The 16971-nt window shown below is 42.9% G+C and carries 13 protein-coding genes; 9 read left to right on the forward strand and 4 right to left on the reverse strand.

The window, feature by feature from the left end; genetic code table 11:
- The first annotated feature begins 205 nt into the window (after positions 1-205).
- From LZG71_RS06055 to LZG71_RS06080, 6 genes are all read left to right on the forward strand, one after another.
- The gene (locus LZG71_RS06055) at positions 206-1543 is read left to right on the forward strand and encodes a pitrilysin family protein (protein WP_233818030.1); all 1338 of its coding nucleotides are present in this window, start codon (positions 206-208) and stop codon (positions 1541-1543) included.
- Between the two features lie 59 nt (positions 1544-1602).
- Complete coding sequence (locus tag LZG71_RS06060) at positions 1603-2979, forward strand: pitrilysin family protein (protein ID WP_233818032.1); 1377 nt, start codon at positions 1603-1605, stop codon at positions 2977-2979.
- A 151-nt stretch (positions 2980-3130) separates the two neighbouring features.
- Positions 3131-3982 carry a sugar phosphate isomerase/epimerase gene (locus LZG71_RS06065; RefSeq protein WP_233818034.1) on the forward strand — a complete coding sequence of 284 codons (852 nt, stop codon included), beginning with the start codon at positions 3131-3133 and terminating at the stop codon, positions 3980-3982.
- A gap of 111 nt (positions 3983-4093) precedes the next feature.
- Positions 4094-4984, forward strand: a complete 891-nt coding sequence (locus LZG71_RS06070; protein WP_233818036.1) for a sugar phosphate isomerase/epimerase — start codon at positions 4094-4096, stop codon at positions 4982-4984.
- 180 nt (positions 4985-5164) lie between these two features.
- Positions 5165-7405, forward strand: a complete 2241-nt coding sequence (locus LZG71_RS06075; protein WP_233818037.1) for a M28 family metallopeptidase — start codon at positions 5165-5167, stop codon at positions 7403-7405.
- Between the two features lie 513 nt (positions 7406-7918).
- Complete coding sequence (locus LZG71_RS06080) at positions 7919-8299, forward strand: T9SS type A sorting domain-containing protein (RefSeq protein WP_233818039.1); 381 nt, start codon at positions 7919-7921, stop codon at positions 8297-8299.
- 74 nt (positions 8300-8373) lie between these two features.
- On the opposite strand, the gene leuS is transcribed toward LZG71_RS06080, so the two are convergent.
- Positions 8374-11193 carry a leucine--tRNA ligase gene (gene leuS, locus LZG71_RS06085; RefSeq protein ID WP_233818041.1) on the reverse strand — a complete coding sequence of 940 codons (2820 nt, stop codon included), beginning with the start codon at positions 11191-11193 and terminating at the stop codon, positions 8374-8376.
- A gap of 306 nt (positions 11194-11499) precedes the next feature.
- Between leuS and LZG71_RS06090 the strand changes: the two genes are divergently transcribed.
- From LZG71_RS06090 to LZG71_RS06100, 3 genes are all read left to right on the forward strand, one after another.
- Positions 11500-12171 (forward strand): porin family protein, encoded by a 672-nt coding sequence (locus LZG71_RS06090; protein ID WP_233818043.1) that lies wholly within the window; start codon positions 11500-11502, stop codon positions 12169-12171.
- Between the two features lie 179 nt (positions 12172-12350).
- On the forward strand, positions 12351-13835 hold the full coding sequence (locus LZG71_RS06095; RefSeq protein WP_233818045.1) for a helix-turn-helix domain-containing protein: 1485 nt from the start codon (positions 12351-12353) through the stop codon (positions 13833-13835).
- A gap of 179 nt (positions 13836-14014) precedes the next feature.
- A complete protein-coding gene (locus LZG71_RS06100) occupies positions 14015-14941 on the forward strand; it encodes a sterol desaturase family protein (RefSeq protein ID WP_233818047.1) in 927 nt (308 codons plus the stop codon).
- Between the two features lie 55 nt (positions 14942-14996).
- Here the strand turns inward: LZG71_RS06100 and LZG71_RS06105 are convergent, their stop codons facing one another.
- The 3 genes from LZG71_RS06105 to LZG71_RS06115 are packed head-to-tail and all read right to left on the reverse strand — an operon-like array spanning position 14997 to position 16695.
- A complete protein-coding gene (locus tag LZG71_RS06105; protein WP_233818049.1) occupies positions 14997-16157 on the reverse strand; it encodes an acyl-CoA dehydrogenase family protein in 1161 nt (386 codons plus the stop codon).
- An 8-nt stretch (positions 16158-16165) separates the two neighbouring features.
- The gene (locus LZG71_RS06110) at positions 16166-16471 is read right to left on the reverse strand and encodes a type II toxin-antitoxin system RelE/ParE family toxin (RefSeq protein WP_233818051.1); all 306 of its coding nucleotides are present in this window, start codon (positions 16469-16471) and stop codon (positions 16166-16168) included.
- Positions 16456-16695 (reverse strand): hypothetical protein, encoded by a 240-nt coding sequence (locus LZG71_RS06115; protein ID WP_233818053.1) that lies wholly within the window; start codon positions 16693-16695, stop codon positions 16456-16458. The genes LZG71_RS06110 and LZG71_RS06115 overlap by 16 nt, the downstream gene beginning before the upstream one ends.
- Positions 16696-16971 lie beyond the last annotated feature (276 nt).

The following is a 16971-nucleotide window of genomic DNA, read 5'->3' on the forward strand; positions in this document are numbered from 1 at the left end:
AATCTTCCTAATAGTAACAAGAATAAAATCCTCTGATAAAAAAAGTGATACGGTGCAGCAATTTTGGACAAATTTCCCGTTCACCGCGATTAAATATAGGCATAATTAATACATTTTTATGATATTAACAGGCTTCCCCATATTTTATGAGACGGTTTGCTATCTTTCGTCATCATTTCATATCCATTTACTAAAACCCATTTCGATGAGGCTCAAAAAATTATTGCTTGGCGCAGCCATTATAGCTGGATTGAGCAACGCTCATGCACAGACCAAACCCGATGACGTAAAGACATTTACGCTTGCTAACGGCATGAAGTTTCTGGTACTGGAAGATCATTCGATTCCGACTGCAAACATGTACCTTTTCTGGAAAGTAGGCTCACGTAACGAAGTACACGGCATTACAGGATTGTCGCACTTTTTTGAACACATGATGTTCAATGGTTCCAAAAATTACGGGCCTAAACAATTTGATCGTGTAATGGAAGCCAATGGTGGTTCCAACAATGCTTACACAACTGAGAACGTAACTGTATATACTGACTGGTTTCAGAAAGACGCCCTTGAAACAATCTTCAAATTAGAATCCGACCGGATCGCTGATCTTAGCATCGATCCTAAAATGGTGGAAAGTGAAAGAGGTGTGGTACTTTCCGAAAGAAGCACAGGACTTGAAAACAGCAATTACAGGCTTCTGGGTGAACTTGTTCAATCGGCAGCTTTTCAGGAGCATCCATATATGTTCCCGGTAATCGGTTTTGAGTCCGACATCAAAAGCTGGACTCAGGAAGATCTCGAAAATTATTTCAAAACCTATTACTCTCCGAACAATGCAACAGTGGTGGTAGTGGGTGACATTACGGTAGATCAGGTTCGCAAACTGGCCGACCAGTACATGGCTCCAATCGCGGCTCGCGGGCTTCCTCCCAAAATTCGCACGATTGAACCACAGCAGAACGGCGAAAGAAGGGTAACAACCTACAAGGACATCACAACGCCAAATGTACTTCTGGCCTATCACACTCCGCAAACAGGACATGAAGACTATTATGCACTGGATCTTTTCAGCAGCTTGCTTTCATCGGGAAATTCATCCCGCCTGATCAAATCGCTTGTGATGGACACCACCATTGCATCCAGAGCATTTACATTTTTGGGAGAAGGATTTGATCCGAACATTTTCAACATCTACGCCATTGCTGGAAAAGGCGTTTCAGCGGCTGACCTGGAAAAAGCATTACTTAACCAGATAGACCTGATCGTTAAAAATGGTGTAACCGAAAACGAACTTCAGAAGGTGAAAAACCAGAAGCTGATGGAGTTCTATCGCTCGCTCGAAACCATAAACGGGAAAGCAAACAGCCTGGGAACTTACGATGTATTTTTCGGAGATTACAAGAAAATGTTTGACGCGCCAAAGCTGTATGAAAAGGTTACGACCGAAGATATTAAAAGAGTAGCTGCCAAATATTTCAACGAAAGAAACCGTACTGTAGGTTATCTGCTGCCAGAAACGGCCGTAAAAACGGAGACAAAATAAAGACCAATATCAAATATCAAAGCTGACAGTTAACCGACTGGTCATTAAAAGCTACAAAAATGAAACACATTCTTTTAATACTGCTGGCCATCATTCCGGTATCCATTACGGCACAGAATAATTTCAAGGTACCGCCGTACGAAAAATTTAAACTTAAAAACGGCCTGACTGTATACCTGATGGAACAGCATGAGGTACCGCTCATCAACGTTTCGGCGGTATTCGACGCAGGCTCCATTAACGACGGTGCACATTACGGACTTGCAGGGCTAACCGCCGACGGTCTGCTTTTTGGCACTAATAAATACTCAAAAGCGCAAATAGAAGAAATGACGGATTTCGTGGGCGCGAGTATCAATACTTATGCTTCCAAAGATAATGCCGGACTAACTTCCTCTTTTGCTGTTAAAGATCAGGACAAGCTCTTCGATATCATTCATCAGGTGATTATGTTCCCTGCTTTTGACGCGGCTGAGTTTAACAAACACAAAGAAAGAACGCTGCTCGATCTGGATCAGCAAAAGGAAAGCCCGCGCTCGGTCATTGGAAATTATTTCAATGCATTTGTGTTCAAAAACTTCCCTTACGCTAATCCGGGAGGTGGAACAAAATCTACCGTACAGAAAATTTCCGCAGAAGACGCCCGTACTTTTTATAAAAATAACTACACAACTGGCAGAGGTGCGATAGCGATTGTTGGCGACTTTAAAACCGCTGACATGAAAAAAAGAATCACTTCGATGTTCGGAACATGGAAAACGGCTGAATCCAGAATGGTTAAACGCGTCGCTCCTGATCTGGAATTTGACAAAAGCCGCGTGCTGCTTGTTAACAAAGAGGATGCCCGCGAAACTACATTCCTGATCGGAGGAAAAGGAGTCGATTATAATTCAAATGACTACGTACCGATTCTGGTTGTAAATACGATTCTTGGCGGTCGTTTTACTTCATGGCTCAATGATGCGTTACGTGTAAACTCAGGGTTGACTTATGGAGCGAACAGTCGTTTCTCTCGTTACAAATATGCAGGTACATTCGCGATCAGCACTTTTACCAAAAATTCTACAACCGTACCGGCGGTGGACATGGCGCTTAATGTACTTGATAGCCTGCATAAATCAGGAATTGATGAAACCACGCTTGCATCTGCGAAAGCATATGTCAAAGGAGACTTCCCGCCGGATTATGAATCTGCCGGTGCACTGGCCCGTTTACTGACAGACATGTTTGTTTTCAATTTCGATGAAAACTACATCAATACGTTTCAAACCAAAGTGGATGGATTAACCACGGCGCAGGTAAAAGAGATCATCGCTAACTATTTCCCAAAAGATAAATTACAGTTTGTCATGGTTGGGAAGGCAAGCGAGATCAAAGACAAAGTAAAAAAATACGGAGAGATCACCGAAAAACAGATCAAAGACGAAGGATTCTGAGTGATTGCATACTAAATATCTTATTTGAAAACAGACAACCCGGAGCCTCAGCAACGATCTCCGGGTTGTCTGTTTCATCAGTAGGTTTTTAAGATGCAACTACTTTTAAGTATTTATGAAAAGAGATAGATCAAACTTAAAATATCTGAAAATGAAAAGAAAAGGATTGGGACTACTGTTGCTGGCTTTGATGTTTGGCAATTTGAGTTATGCCCAAAAGGCACTTTATACGAAACCCATTGGCTTGCAGGCATATACTTTCCGTGGAAGCTGGCCTAATGGTATTGAGGCTACCCTTGACACCATCAAATCTTTGGGAGTAACTGAAATGGAAGGCGGCCCGATCAAAGGCATGTCAACAGAAGAACTTCGGAAGCAGCTCGACAAGAGAGGTATAAAAATGGTGTCGATTGGCGCTGATTATAACGAACTCGCCAAGAGCACCGACGAAACAGTAAAAAACGCTAAAATCCTGGGTGCCAAATATGTGATGGTCGCCTGGATTCCCCATGATTCAAAAGGTTTTACTCTTGAGAATGCGAAAAAGGCTGTCGCTGATTTCAACAAATCCGGCAAAACTTTGAAGGAGAATGGTATTACGCTCACATATCACAACCACGGTTACGAGTTTGTGCCTTATGAAGACGGTACGCTTTTCGATTACATCGTTAAAAACACCAATCCGGAATACGTATCCTTTGAAATGGACATACTCTGGACCGCATTTCCAGGCCAGGATCCGGCAGCACTATTAACCAAATATGGCAAACGCTGGAAGCTGATGCACCTGAAAGATCTCAAAAAAGGAGTTGTGGGTAATCTTTCCGGCGGTACACCCACGACCAATGATGTGGCGCTCGGAACCGGCTCCATCGACATTCCGACAGTGCTGAAAGCGGCGAAAAAAGCAGGCATCGAACATTATTTCATTGAAGATGAGAGCCCGTCTTACCTGAAACAAATACCAGTAACGATCGCTTACATAAAAGGCTTAAAAGAGTAATACCTTTCAGATCCAAAAACTTTATAAACCTTCGCAGCTTAAATCCGTCTAAGCTGTGAAGGTTTTTTTATGACCCGACTTATCAGGAAGTAGCACTTACAGACAAACCACATGAAATCAAAAATGAACCGGAGAGAGGCATTAGCCACAGGAATAGCAACTTTTTCTGCTTTTATGGCCATGACTGGTCCGTCTATCAGGAAGTATCACATCAGCGTTCAGCTCTATTCAGTTCGGGATGATATGAAAAAAGATCCTGTCAAAACACTAAGCAAAATTGCTGAGATGGGTTACCGGGAAGTAGAGCCGGCAAGTTATGTGGATCACAAAATATACGGATTTACGGCCCCCGAATTCAGAAAAATAACGGATGATTTCGGGCTGAGCGTACTGACCTCTCATACCGCATTCAAAAAAGCGCATTGGCTGAAAGACAAAAACGACATTACGGACGTCTATAAAAAAACAATTGAAGATGCGCTTATTACAGGTCAGCGAATGCTTGTTGTCCCAAGTTTCGATTGGGATAAAAACAATATTGAAGAAGTAAAAAAAGGCATTGAGGCATTTAACAAAATGGGAGAACTCGCTTCTAATTCAGGATTGGAAATCGGATTTCACAACCATCATCAGGAATTTGAAATCATGCATGACGGTGCTTATTTGTACGATTTCATGCTCAAAGAATGGGATAGACGATTCATTAGCCAGCAGTTGGATATTGCCAACATGTCGGTTGCGGGAGTGGACCCAATGGTTTTTCTCAGGAAATACCCCCATTATTATTCCTCCATTCACGTTAAGGATTTTGACAAAAATACAAAGCTCAGTACCCACCTTGGCGAAGGAAATCTGGATCTGGACACGATTTTAACCTTTGCCAAAAAGAACACGCAAATCCAATACTGGGTGATAGAACAGGAAGATTACGGCACCAAAACGCCCTTGGACGCAGTTGAATATGATCTTAACCGGTTCAAACGGTTTGGTTTTATTGGATGAAGGAGTGTAAAAGCAGTGATTAAAATGAGCACAATCACCTGACAGCAAGAGGTTAGTGAAGTATTTCTTTAAATAAAATAATGATTTGTATGAATTTCCAATGGACAAAAACTTTGGCTTCATAATATCGCTATCTTAGAGAAGTCCTTATATCCTTACTGTAATTATTCACTCCGTTTTATGAAAAAACTATACAGGAAAGCCATCGGCCTGCTGCTTATTTCTCCGCTATTGTTGACGCCTGCCAATTCTCAGAATCTTATGGGGTTTGGCTCAGAGGCAGCAAAAAAACAACTCGAACTGGAAGCAGCATTTGACAAACAACTGCAAGCCAATAACCTGCGTGACTGGATGAAACATATGACGGCATTCCCACACCAACTGGGGGCGGCATACGGGCTCGATAATGCGCTTTTCATTCGTAACAAACTGACTTCCTGGGGTTTTGAGGCTCATCTGGACACCGTGCATGTTTTATTCCCGACTCCAAAAGTGAGGATCCTGGAATTGACAGCACCTACAAAATTCAAGGCCCTTCTTACCGAAAGAGCTGTTAAAGAAGACGCCACTTCCGGACAAACGAAAGATGTTTTACCTCCCTATCATGCATTTTCAGCGAACGGGGATGTAACGGCGGAACTGGTGTATGTCAACTATGGCATACCGGAAGACTACGAAGAACTGGCCAAGCTTGGCGTTGACGTAAAGGGTAAGATTGTCATAGCCAAATACGGTAATTCCTGGCGGGGAATTAAACCCAAAGTGGCTTACGAAAATGGAGCAATAGGCTGTATCATTTATTCCGACCCAAAAGAAGACGGATATTTTCAAGGTGACGTATATCCAAAAGGTCCATTCAAAAACGAAGCAGGTGCGCAGCGTGGTTCGGTGGTGGATCTTCCACTGGCTCCTGGTGATCCTTTGACAAATGGCTTTGTAGCCAGTGCGAAAAACAAACGTCTAACGGTGGAAGAAGCACCAAGCATGATGAAAATTCCGGTATTGCCGATCTCCTATGGCGACGCCCTGCCTTTGCTAAAAGCATTGGGTGGACAAATAGCTCCTGCTGCGTGGCGAGGCGCTTTACCAATTACATACCACATAGGTCCGGGACCTGCCAAAGTGCATTTGAAACTGGAATTTAACTTTGATATAGTACCGGCCTACAATGTGATCGCAACGATAAAAGGAAGTCAGTTTCCTGACCAGTGGGTGGTACGGGGCAATCACCATGATGCGTGGGTATTCGGAGCGAGCGACCCTGTGAGCGGTGCCGTGGCAGAAATGGAAGAGGCAAGAGCGATAGGTGAATTGCTTAAAACAGGCTGGAAGCCAAAGAGAACCATCGTTTATTGCTGGTGGGACGGAGAAGAGCCAGGATTACTTGGTTCTACCGAATGGGTTGAAAAATACAAAAACATATTATCAGAAAAAACTGTCGTTTATGTGAATACCGACGGTAACGGACGTGGATACCTGGGGGCAAGCGGATCACATACGCTCGAAAAATTCATCAATCAGGTGGGCCGCGATGTAGTGGATCCGGAAAAAGGAACGAGTATTATTGACCGGCTTCGTTCTCGAACAATCATGAACGGCACTCCTGTGGCAAAACAGGAAGCCCGTACCCGCACCGACCTGCGAATTGGCGCATTAGGCTCCGGCTCCGATTACACACCATTTATCCAGCATTTGGGTATATCTTCGCTTAACCTGGGATTTGGCGGTGAGGACAGCGGCGGTGACTACCATTCCATTTACGATTCCTACGACAACTATGTACGTTTCAAGGATGGCGATTTTGCGTATGGAGTGGCTTTGGCAAAAACTGCCGGCAGATCGATACTGCGGTTTGCCGATGCAGAAGTTTTGCCATTCGATTTCAGTAATTTTTCCAATACCGTGCAAATGTATGCGACAGAGGTAAAGAAGGAGCTGGAAACCGTCAGAACCAAAGCCGAAGACCACAACAAGCTCATGGCTGAAAGCAGATTTGAAGCTGTTGCCGATCCAAAGGATACTTTTGTAAAACCTGTCAAAATGGATGTGGCTCCTTATATGAACTTTGCTTCGTTGGAAAATGCTTTGGCAACACTTGAAAAAAGTGCATCTGCCTATGCAAAAGCATCTGCGAATGTAGCGAGAGCTTCGGGTGACAAACTGGCCGAACTCAACGAAATTCTTTACAAAACTGAAAGAAACCTGATTCATCCGGACGGGCTGCCCAGAAGACCATGGTATAAACACCAGATATACGCCCCCGGTTTTTACACAGGCTATGGCGTAAAAACGCTCCCAATGATTCGGGAAGCCATAGAACAGCGTAACTGGGTAGAAGCGGAGCAAGGAATACTTCGTGTAAGCGAAAATTTGAAAAAGTATACGGCAGAGATAGATAAGGCAACGGAGTTGCTGAAATAGGAAAACGTATTCAAACTAAAATCCCCAATGACTAGCAAGAAGTTAGTAATTGGGGATTTTGACGAAAGAGCCACCAATAACTAGTTCATTATCAAACCAACCATCTTATAGTTATAAATCAGAACCGTAGTCATTTACATTTCATGACTGGTTTAGCAAAACAGTTGGGACAAAAAAAAATGAATTTTTTTTTGTCCCAAAGTGACCTGGCTCCCTTCTCACAGTCTATATCCCACAAAACACGCATTATTTACGCGATTACACACATTATAGTTTTTTATCACTTCATCAGCAAGCTGAAAATTTTGAGTTAACACTATTCATCAGCACACTATTAATTTAAACCTGTTTGGAAGGCTAACACCAACCGAGCAGGTTTTTTCTTGCTATTAATCCACTCATACCAAAATTAAACCATCCATGTACTTTGTATAACATAGTACCTAGCATAACATATACATTTGTCTTGTTCTTAAAGGAGAACAAAAAGTCAAATCATAAAAATCATTAGCCATGAAAACTTACATAAAATCACTGATCGCTGTTTTTGCATTGAGTACATTATTCGCATTTGAAGCAAATGCCGAAGACAAAGAATCCAAAAAATCGGCTGCCTTTGGCACCGGTATTTACATGATGAAATCGGGCAATATTAATCTCAGCGTCGAAAAATTTAATGACAAGCAAACAGTAATACAGCTCGAAAACGAAAAGGGGGAAATCCTGTACAGAGAAGTGACTGGCAAACGTGTTACAAAATTCAGAAGATCTTTGGATATCAGCACATTGCCCGCAGGAAACTACACCATTGAAGTGACCAGCGACGGACAAACTCAATCTAAAAATCTGGAACTTCACGAGAAAAAAGCAGAACGAATGATCTCGCTGAAATAGATTCAATACCCTACAAAACAAAGAGGATGACAAAGCTTACAAAAGCCAGTCATCCTCTTTGTTTTGTACTCATATTACAATACTACGTTCACAATACGCTTCGGCACTACGATCACCTTTTTAGGAGTTTTCCCTTCCATCCATTTCTGCACAACTTCATTTGCCAGTACCTCTTTTTCAATATCAGCTGCGGGAGTATCCAATGCAAATGGCAACGATATTCTCACCTTTCCATTGATCTGAACAGGATATTCAAAAGTGGCTTCGATGACATATTCCGGATTGAATTTCGGAAATGCTGCTTTTGAAACCATTCCTTTTTCATTACCCAGTGCATCCCATAGTTCTTCCGAAATATGCGGCGCATATGGCGACAACAAAATAACCAATTCCTGCAATACTTCTTTACTGTTGCATTTAAGGCTGCTCAGTTCATTTACACACACCATAAATGCACTTACAGCTGTATTGAATGAGAAGTTTTCAATATCCTCTGCAATCTTTTTAATCGTTTTGTGCAAGGTTTTAAGCTCCTCCGGTTTAGCAGGAACGTCTTTCACCACCCACTGGCCCATGTCGTTGTAGAACAAACGCCAGAACTTACGTATGAAACGATATGTACCGTCAATACCATTCGTATTCCATGGTTTGGCCTGCTCCAAAGGGCCCAGGAACATTTCATAAAGACGCAGGGTGTCAGCTCCATATCGGGTTACAATGTCGTCAGGGTTGACCACATTGAACTTAGACTTCGACATTTTCTCTACTTCCCATCCGCAGTTATATTTTCCATCCTCCAATATGAATTCAGCATGTTCACCGGCGATATCGTTACGTGTAGCTTTGAATTTCTCTACATCAAGCACGTCATTTTCGACAATGTTCACATCCACATGAAGTGCTGTTACGTCATATTGTGATTTAAGTCCGGCACTTACAAAAACGGGTTTGCTGTAATTATCGCTTTTTACCCTGTAAACGAAGTTGCTCCGTCCCTGGATCATACCCTGGTTTATGAGCTTTTTGAAAGGCTCTTCTTCTGGCACAAATCCACGGTCTTTCAGGAATTTGTTCCAAAAACGGCTGTAAAGCAAATGCCCAGTCGCGTGCTCAGTACCACCGATGTACAAATCCACATCTTTCCAGTATTCGATTGCTTCCTTAGATGCGAAATCTGATTCATTTTTTGGATCCATGTAGCGATACCAGTACCAGCTGCTTCCTGCCCAACCCGGCATGGTGCTCAACTCATATTGGTTTCCACTGCCGTGTGCCCAGCCTTCCGCTCTCCCCAACGGCGGCTCTCCGCTTTCTGTTGGTAGATATTTGTCTACCTCAGGCAAGTTAAGAGGCAATTCGCTTTCGTCAAGCAAGTATGGCAAAGCCTGTCCGCTGCTGTCATTTTTGTAGTAAACAGGAACGGGTTCTCCCCAGTATCTCTGCCGGCCAAACACAGCATCTCTCAAACGGTAGTTGATTTTTCCTTTACCAACACCTTTTTCCTCCACCCAATCAATCAGCGTTTTGTTGGCTTCATGGAAAGTCATGCCGTTGATGATACCCGAATTGATGTATTTCCCTTCCTTGGTAGCATCAGCCTGGATATCCGTTTCTTTTTGTGCATCCAGAATCGGAATAATCGGCAATCCAAAATGTGTAGCAAAATTCCAGTCACGCTGATCTCCGGACGGGACAGCCATTACAGCTCCCGTTCCATATCCTGCCAAAACATAATCGGCAATGTACACCGGCACTTTTTCACCGTTCAAAGGATTCAATACATATGCACCCGTAAACGCGCCTGAAACCGTTTTAACATCCGACATCCGATCCCTTTCAGACCGCTTTTTGGTCATGTCTATGTAGGCGTCAATATCTGCACGTTGCTCAGGCGTGGTGATCACATCCACCAGCTCATGCTCGGGAGCAATTACCATAAATGTAACACCGTAAATCGTATCAACACGGGTTGTGAAAACTTCAATAGCCTCTGCTCCATTCCCTTTGCTTTCTGCCAATTGAAACCTCACCAACGCTCCTACCGATCGTCCGATCCAGTTACGCTGCTGTTCTTTTAGCGAGTCGGTCCAGTCGACAGTATCCAGCCCATCCAAAAGTCTTTGTGAATAAGCTGTAATCCGCATCATCCACTGACGCATCAGTTTTTGAATAACAGGGAAACCACCGCGTTCCGAAACACCGTCTTTTACTTCATCATTGCTCAACACCGAGCCAAGTGCCGGACACCAGTTCACAGTCGCGTCTGCTACGTAAGTCAGGCGGTATTTCAGTGTAGTTTTATATTGTTCTTCTTCCGTATATGCATTCCAGTCGGCAGCTGTAAATGGGGTTGTGTCTTCATCGCAGGCCGCATTCACCTTCTGATTCCCCCCTTTTGAAAATCGTTCGGTTAATGTGTCAATTGCCTCCGCCTGCTGTGTATCGTTGTTATACCAGCTGTTGAAAAGCTCCATAAATATCCACTGCGTCCATTTGTAGTACGAAGGATCTGATGTACGCACCTCACGACTCCAGTCATAACTCAAACCAAGATTTTTGAGCTGCTCAATATACCTGGTTATGTTTTGTTCCGTTGTTATAGCCGGGTGCTGACCAGTCTGAATCGCATACTGCTCAGCAGGCAACCCAAAACTATCAAATCCCATCGGATGCAAAACATTAAATCCTTTTAGCCGTTTGTATCGTGAGTATATATCAGAAGCGATATAGCCCAGTGGATGGCCAACGTGCAAGCCCGCACCTGACGGATAGGGAAACATGTCCAGCACGTAATACTTGGGAAGTACCGACTCATTTTCAACTTTAAAAACACCATTTTCTTCCCAAAAATCCTGCCACTTTTTTTCAATATCCTTGTGACTATACTCACTCATAATTATTAACCATTTATTATCGATAACCCTTATTAATATTTGAAATACAACCAGTTAAACAAAGACCATTTACTTTTTATTTAACTGCATACTTAGCCAAGCTAAAATTGCCCGCAAAAATAGTTGATTTGATTGTATTCAGCGCAGTGACGTATCACAATAGATCGAAAAAGACATTTTTTGAACATGCAAATTGAGCAAAACACGAAATACAAGACAATCGAAAATCCGATCAGGCATGGCTTTTGCTACAACCAGGATTTTAACATAACCAGATTCCGCTTACAAATTCTAATTCACATTGCTATGAAAAAATTATTAATTGCCTTTTGCGCTTTGATGATCACGCATGCAGCATCAGCACAGTACGATCCAAGTTTCAGATTCGGGATTAAAGCAGGTGCCAATCTTTCAAATATCAACGGAAGTAACGACCTCACACTTGCATCAGGAAACAATCCATTCAATTTTAAGGATAACGATAACCGTTCTTTGGGTTTTGTAGGCGGTGTTTTCTTCCGTTTTGGTAAGAATGTGTATATACAGCCAGAATTCTTATTGTCACAGAAAGGCGGAAAATTCAATGTGTATAAAGATGGAGTTCAAAACCCGGATGGCAAGGTGGATGTTCGTTTTTCTAACCTGGACGTTCCTGTACTATTTGGTATCAGAGTAGCTAAACTTTTCAGGATTAATGTGGGTCCAATGGCTTCGCTGAGAATGTCGAGTAATGGAAAAATTGGTGACACATTCGACGATGTGACGGGAGACAACTCCGATGCGGAATTTAAAAATCGTCTGGCTTACGGATACCAGGCTGGTGTAGGATTTGACTTTGGAAGATTAAGCCTGGATGTACGTTATGAAGGAAATTTCACTGACATAGTTAAAGTGAAGTTTGACAACGCTACAACAGCTTCGCAATTTGGTAAAAAGAGCAATTTGTTCCAGGCTACACTTGGACTTGCGATTTTCTAAACACAGAATTTGAAACGAACTGATTTTCACAGGCGAAGCAGATGTAATTCTGACTTCGCCTTTGTTTTTCTGCACCAGCTTCTGCTACCAGCGATTTCTGCTTTTGTATATATTTATTTATATTGCCTGTTATGGATTCATACAATGGCGGATCCTTAATGTAAATTTCCAACTTCCTCGTGGCTATAAATACTGATAACGTAAAACTTGTTTTTGGACTTAAACTGAAACAGCTCCGTCTTGACAAAGGACTGTCGCTAAGCGAGCTGTCTCAAAAGTGCGGTCTGTCGTTATCGTACATCAACGAGATTGAAAAAGGAAAGAAATATCCGAAGTCGGATAAGATCATTGCTCTGGCTGCTGCCATGGATGTGGATTACGATACGCTCGTTTCACTAAAACTCAGCAAACGCCTGGAACCGATCTCTGAACTGCTCAGTTCGAATATACTTACAGAACTGCCCCTCGAACTTTTCGGAATAGATCCGGCCAATCTCCTGGAAATACTCTCTGACGCTCCTGCCAAGATCAGTGCATTTGTAGGCACGCTGATTGAAATAGCCCGGAATTACAATATGTCCATTGAGAAGTTTTACTTTTCGGCATTGCGTACGTATCAGGAAATGCATGACAATTATTTTGAAGATCTTGAAATTGAAGCCGAGCAATTTCTTGCACTTCATGAAATACAGGATACCAGAATGGTGGATGAGTTTTTTCTCGAAAGCATTCTGACGGGTCAGTATGGATATAAGATTGAATACATTAATGATAAAGCCAACCCGGAATTTGCCAGCATACGGTCACTCACGATTCCAGGTTCAGCCGGCAACCGCCTGTTGCTCAATGCGCATTTATCATCGGTTCAACGGCTTTTTATTTACGGAAGGGAAATTGGCTATCATTATCTGAACCTGAAAAACCGGCTGCACACAACCGCTCTGGTGGAGGCGGAGACATTTGAACAACTCCTGAACAATTTTAAGGCTTCCTATTTTGCCAGTGCGATCATTATTAAACGGAGCTTGTTGGTACCAAAGCTTGCCGCTTTCTTCGAATCACCAACCTGGCAGCCGGAAACACTTACCGGGCTGATCAGCGAATTTAACACCACGCCTGAATCCTTTTTCTATCGTGTGAGCAATGTGCTGCCGCGATATTTTGGGATCAACCAGATCTTTTTCTCCCGCTTCAACAATTTTGCAGGGCAAAACCGGTTCGACATGACCAAGGAGTTGCACATATCCCGCAAACACTATCCGCATACGGTCCGGGACGAGCATTATTGCAGGCGCTGGGTGGCACTCACAATCCTGAATGACCTGGCGGAACAGGAAGAAAATGAATCAACAGTTCTTTGTAAAGCACAAAAATCGACCTACCTGGATTCCAATGACGAGTATCTGGTGATCAGCTTCGCACAACCAGCGGCTACCACACACAATCTCAATGTGAGCGTGTCCATGGGCATTTACCTTGACGAGGCAACAAGAGAAAAACTTCGTTTCCTTCCGGATCCGACAATTCCTGCACGCATTGTGAACCAGACTTGTGAAAGATGTGCACTGTTCGATTGCCGTGAACGGATAGCGGCGCCTATTATTTTGCAAAAAAGGCACAAAAACGAAGCACTCAGAAAGGCATTGAAAAAGATGATCAAATAGAACTGAATTTGTTAAATGTTATTCAAAATAGGGGTAGATTCATTTTCAATTGTCTTAAACTCATAGAGGATTTGCCTGCCAGATTATAAAGCAGCAGTATTAGAAATTAGTTAAAAGTTGTTGCCACAAATAATAAATTTACCTTCCGTTCTATCTTTGCCTAAACTTTAAATAATGCTATGTCCGGCACCTATGAATTTGAGGATTTTATTCTTAAGATTTCTACGCCATTTTACATCGTGCTCATCGCACTGGAAATTTTCCTGACTAATCGTTCGGACAAAAAAAGCTATTCATTTAAAGACACCGCCACCAACGCCATTTTGATGCTCCTTAACGGAGGAATTGATCTTCTTTTCAGAGCTGCTTACATCGGACTTTTGATATGGCTTTATAATTTCAGCTTTATTGAACCCATCCCGAATCCATATTTATACTGGACGGCACTTTTCCTGCTCGAAGACCTTGCATTTTACACGTTACATTATGTAGATCATCACAGCAGGCTCTTCTGGGCTGTGCATGTTACCCATCATTCTTCGGAACATTTCAACCTCACAACTGGTTTCCGTTCTTCGGTTTTCCAGCCTTTATACCGATTCGTTTATTTTATTCCATTGGTATTGATTGGCTTCAATCCTGCTGATATTGTGGTAATGTATTCCATCACACAGATATACGGCATTATTGTCCATACTGAGTACGTAAACAAACTGGGTTGGCTCGAATATATTTTCGTAACGCCATCGCACCACCGGGTTCACCATGCCAGCAATGTCGAATATCTTGATAAAAATATGGGTATGTGTCTCATTATCTGGGACCGTATTTTTGGCACATTTCAGGAAGAGCTGCCTCAGGTGAAAACGCAGTACGGATTGACAAAAAATGTTGGTAAAGAAGGTTTGAAGAAAACCATCTTTCATGAATGGGAAGAAATAGGCAAGGATTTTAATCAGCCTGTTACGTTCAAAACCAAGCTCAAATACCTATTTAAAGCACCAGGTTGGTCGCATAACGGATCAAGACAAACCAGCAAACAATTGCAAAAGGAGCTGTCGGTGGTCAGCACCCAGCCGTCGGTCGTTGAAAGGGAAACTGTATAGTCAACGCCGCTTCCAGCGTCAACAATGGTAAATGCTATCAGCTGATAGCCAATAGCTACTTAAACGCCGGAATGCCCGTAATTTCTGCTCCCAAAATCAGCAAATGTATATCGTGTGTTCCTTCGTAAGTAATCACCGATTCGAGGTTCATCATGTGCCGCATCACAGGATAATCGCCTGAGATTCCCATGGCTCCAAGAATTTGCCTCGCTTCCCTTGCAACGTTTAAAGCCATCGCAACATTATTTCGTTTGCCCATGGATATTTGGCTTGTTGTCGCTTTACCTTCATTCATCAACGTCCCAAGTCGCCATGCCAGCAACTGACCTTTCGTAATTTCTGTAAGCATTTCGGCCAATTTCTTCTGAGTTAATTGAAATCCACCGATCGGTTTATCAAACTGAATACGCTCACCGGCATATTTCACAGCCGTTTCATAACAATCCATTGCCGCGCCAAGGGCACCCCACGTTATGCCATAGCGTGCTTTATCAAGACATTGCAGCGGGGCTTTCAGGCCAGCAGCCTCAGGCAAAATATTTTCTTCTTTTACAAACACGTTATCAAAAACAAGCTCACCGGTAGTACTCGCCCGAAGAGACCACTTTTTATGGATCTCAGGCGTTGAAAAACCTTCCATTCCCCGTTCCACGATAATACCCTGCACCCTCCCCTCCTCATTCCTGGCCCAGACCACGGTAATGTCGGCAAAGGGTGCATTAGAAATCCAGATCTTGGAACCATTGAGCAGATATCCTCCGGATGATTTGACCAGCGTCGTTTTCATGCCAGCAGGATTGGAACCAAAGTCAGGCTCGGTAAGTCCGAAGCAACCCAGAAGTTCACCTTTCGCAAGTCCGGGCAAATATTTCCGTTTCTGTTCTTCCGATCCAAATGCATAGATAGGCCACATCACCAACGAACCCTGTACCGAAACTGTCGACCGCATTCCGGAATCGCCCCTTTCAATTTCCTGACACATTAGTCCATAGCTGATGTAATCGAGCCCGCCGCCACCATAGTCCTCAGGAATGGTCGGCCCGAATACACCCAGTTCGCCAAACTTTCTGACCAGATGTATAGGAAACTCGGCTCGTTGCGCATAGTCGTCAATGATTGGTTTTATTTCCTTGTCAGTAAAATCCCTGACGGTTTGAGTGATGAGCCGCTGCTCAGGAGTAAGGAGATCGGAGATGTTTAGAAAGTCGGTGGTCATAGGAATATCTAGACTTTAAATTTGGAAGGGTTTTGCCAGGTGTTCCAGAATAGTAGCAATTCTATTTTTCCTTTTACTGAATTTACACGATATATCAGGTTCACCCTCTTGTGTAATACTGTACAACGTATATTTTCATTGGCTGAACTTTGCGAAATACCAGAGAATGGAAACCTCTTTAAAACCTCCAACTTTCGCTTCGTGAGAAAAGCAAATTTCCTAACTTCCTTATCGGACCATTCTTCCTTGAGATATTCGATGTTTGCAGCATAAGTATCAACGGCCTTGATGGTCCATACTATTTCAAATGCCATTGTGGAAATCGTTTATTGACCTCCTCTTCGGTTAACGTTTGTCCATTATTTGCCTGACTAATCGACTCCTCCAAATCATTTTTCACATCATCAGGCAGCGTATCCCACCAATCAGAGCTCGTATTGTCCTCCAATAGGGCATGAACCATTGATAACATACGTTCATCCGCAACATCAATTTGCTTTTTAACTTCCTCCCTTAAAACCTGAATGTTTGAGCTCATGTCTTCTATCTGAGTTTTAACGAAGTTATTTAAAATCAACGGTGTTTCAAAGGCCTATGTAGCAAACTGTCAGTTGGTATTGTAACGGTTACATTTTTATTACAGGAAAGATACTTTTGTATGTTTACTATAAGAAATTAAGATCTTTTGAATTTGCCTATCCCTGATCGGAATGAAGATAAAGCGCTCCGGTATGGTAACAAGAAAAGGCGAGTTGCCCTTTTTCGACATCACGACGAACCTTGGGCAATCCCAGCTTGAAAGCAAATGCATTCA

Origin of the sequence: Dyadobacter sp. CY312 (genome assembly GCF_021390535.1) — a bacterium.
Classification (GTDB): Bacteria; Bacteroidota; Bacteroidia; order Cytophagales; family Spirosomataceae; genus Dyadobacter.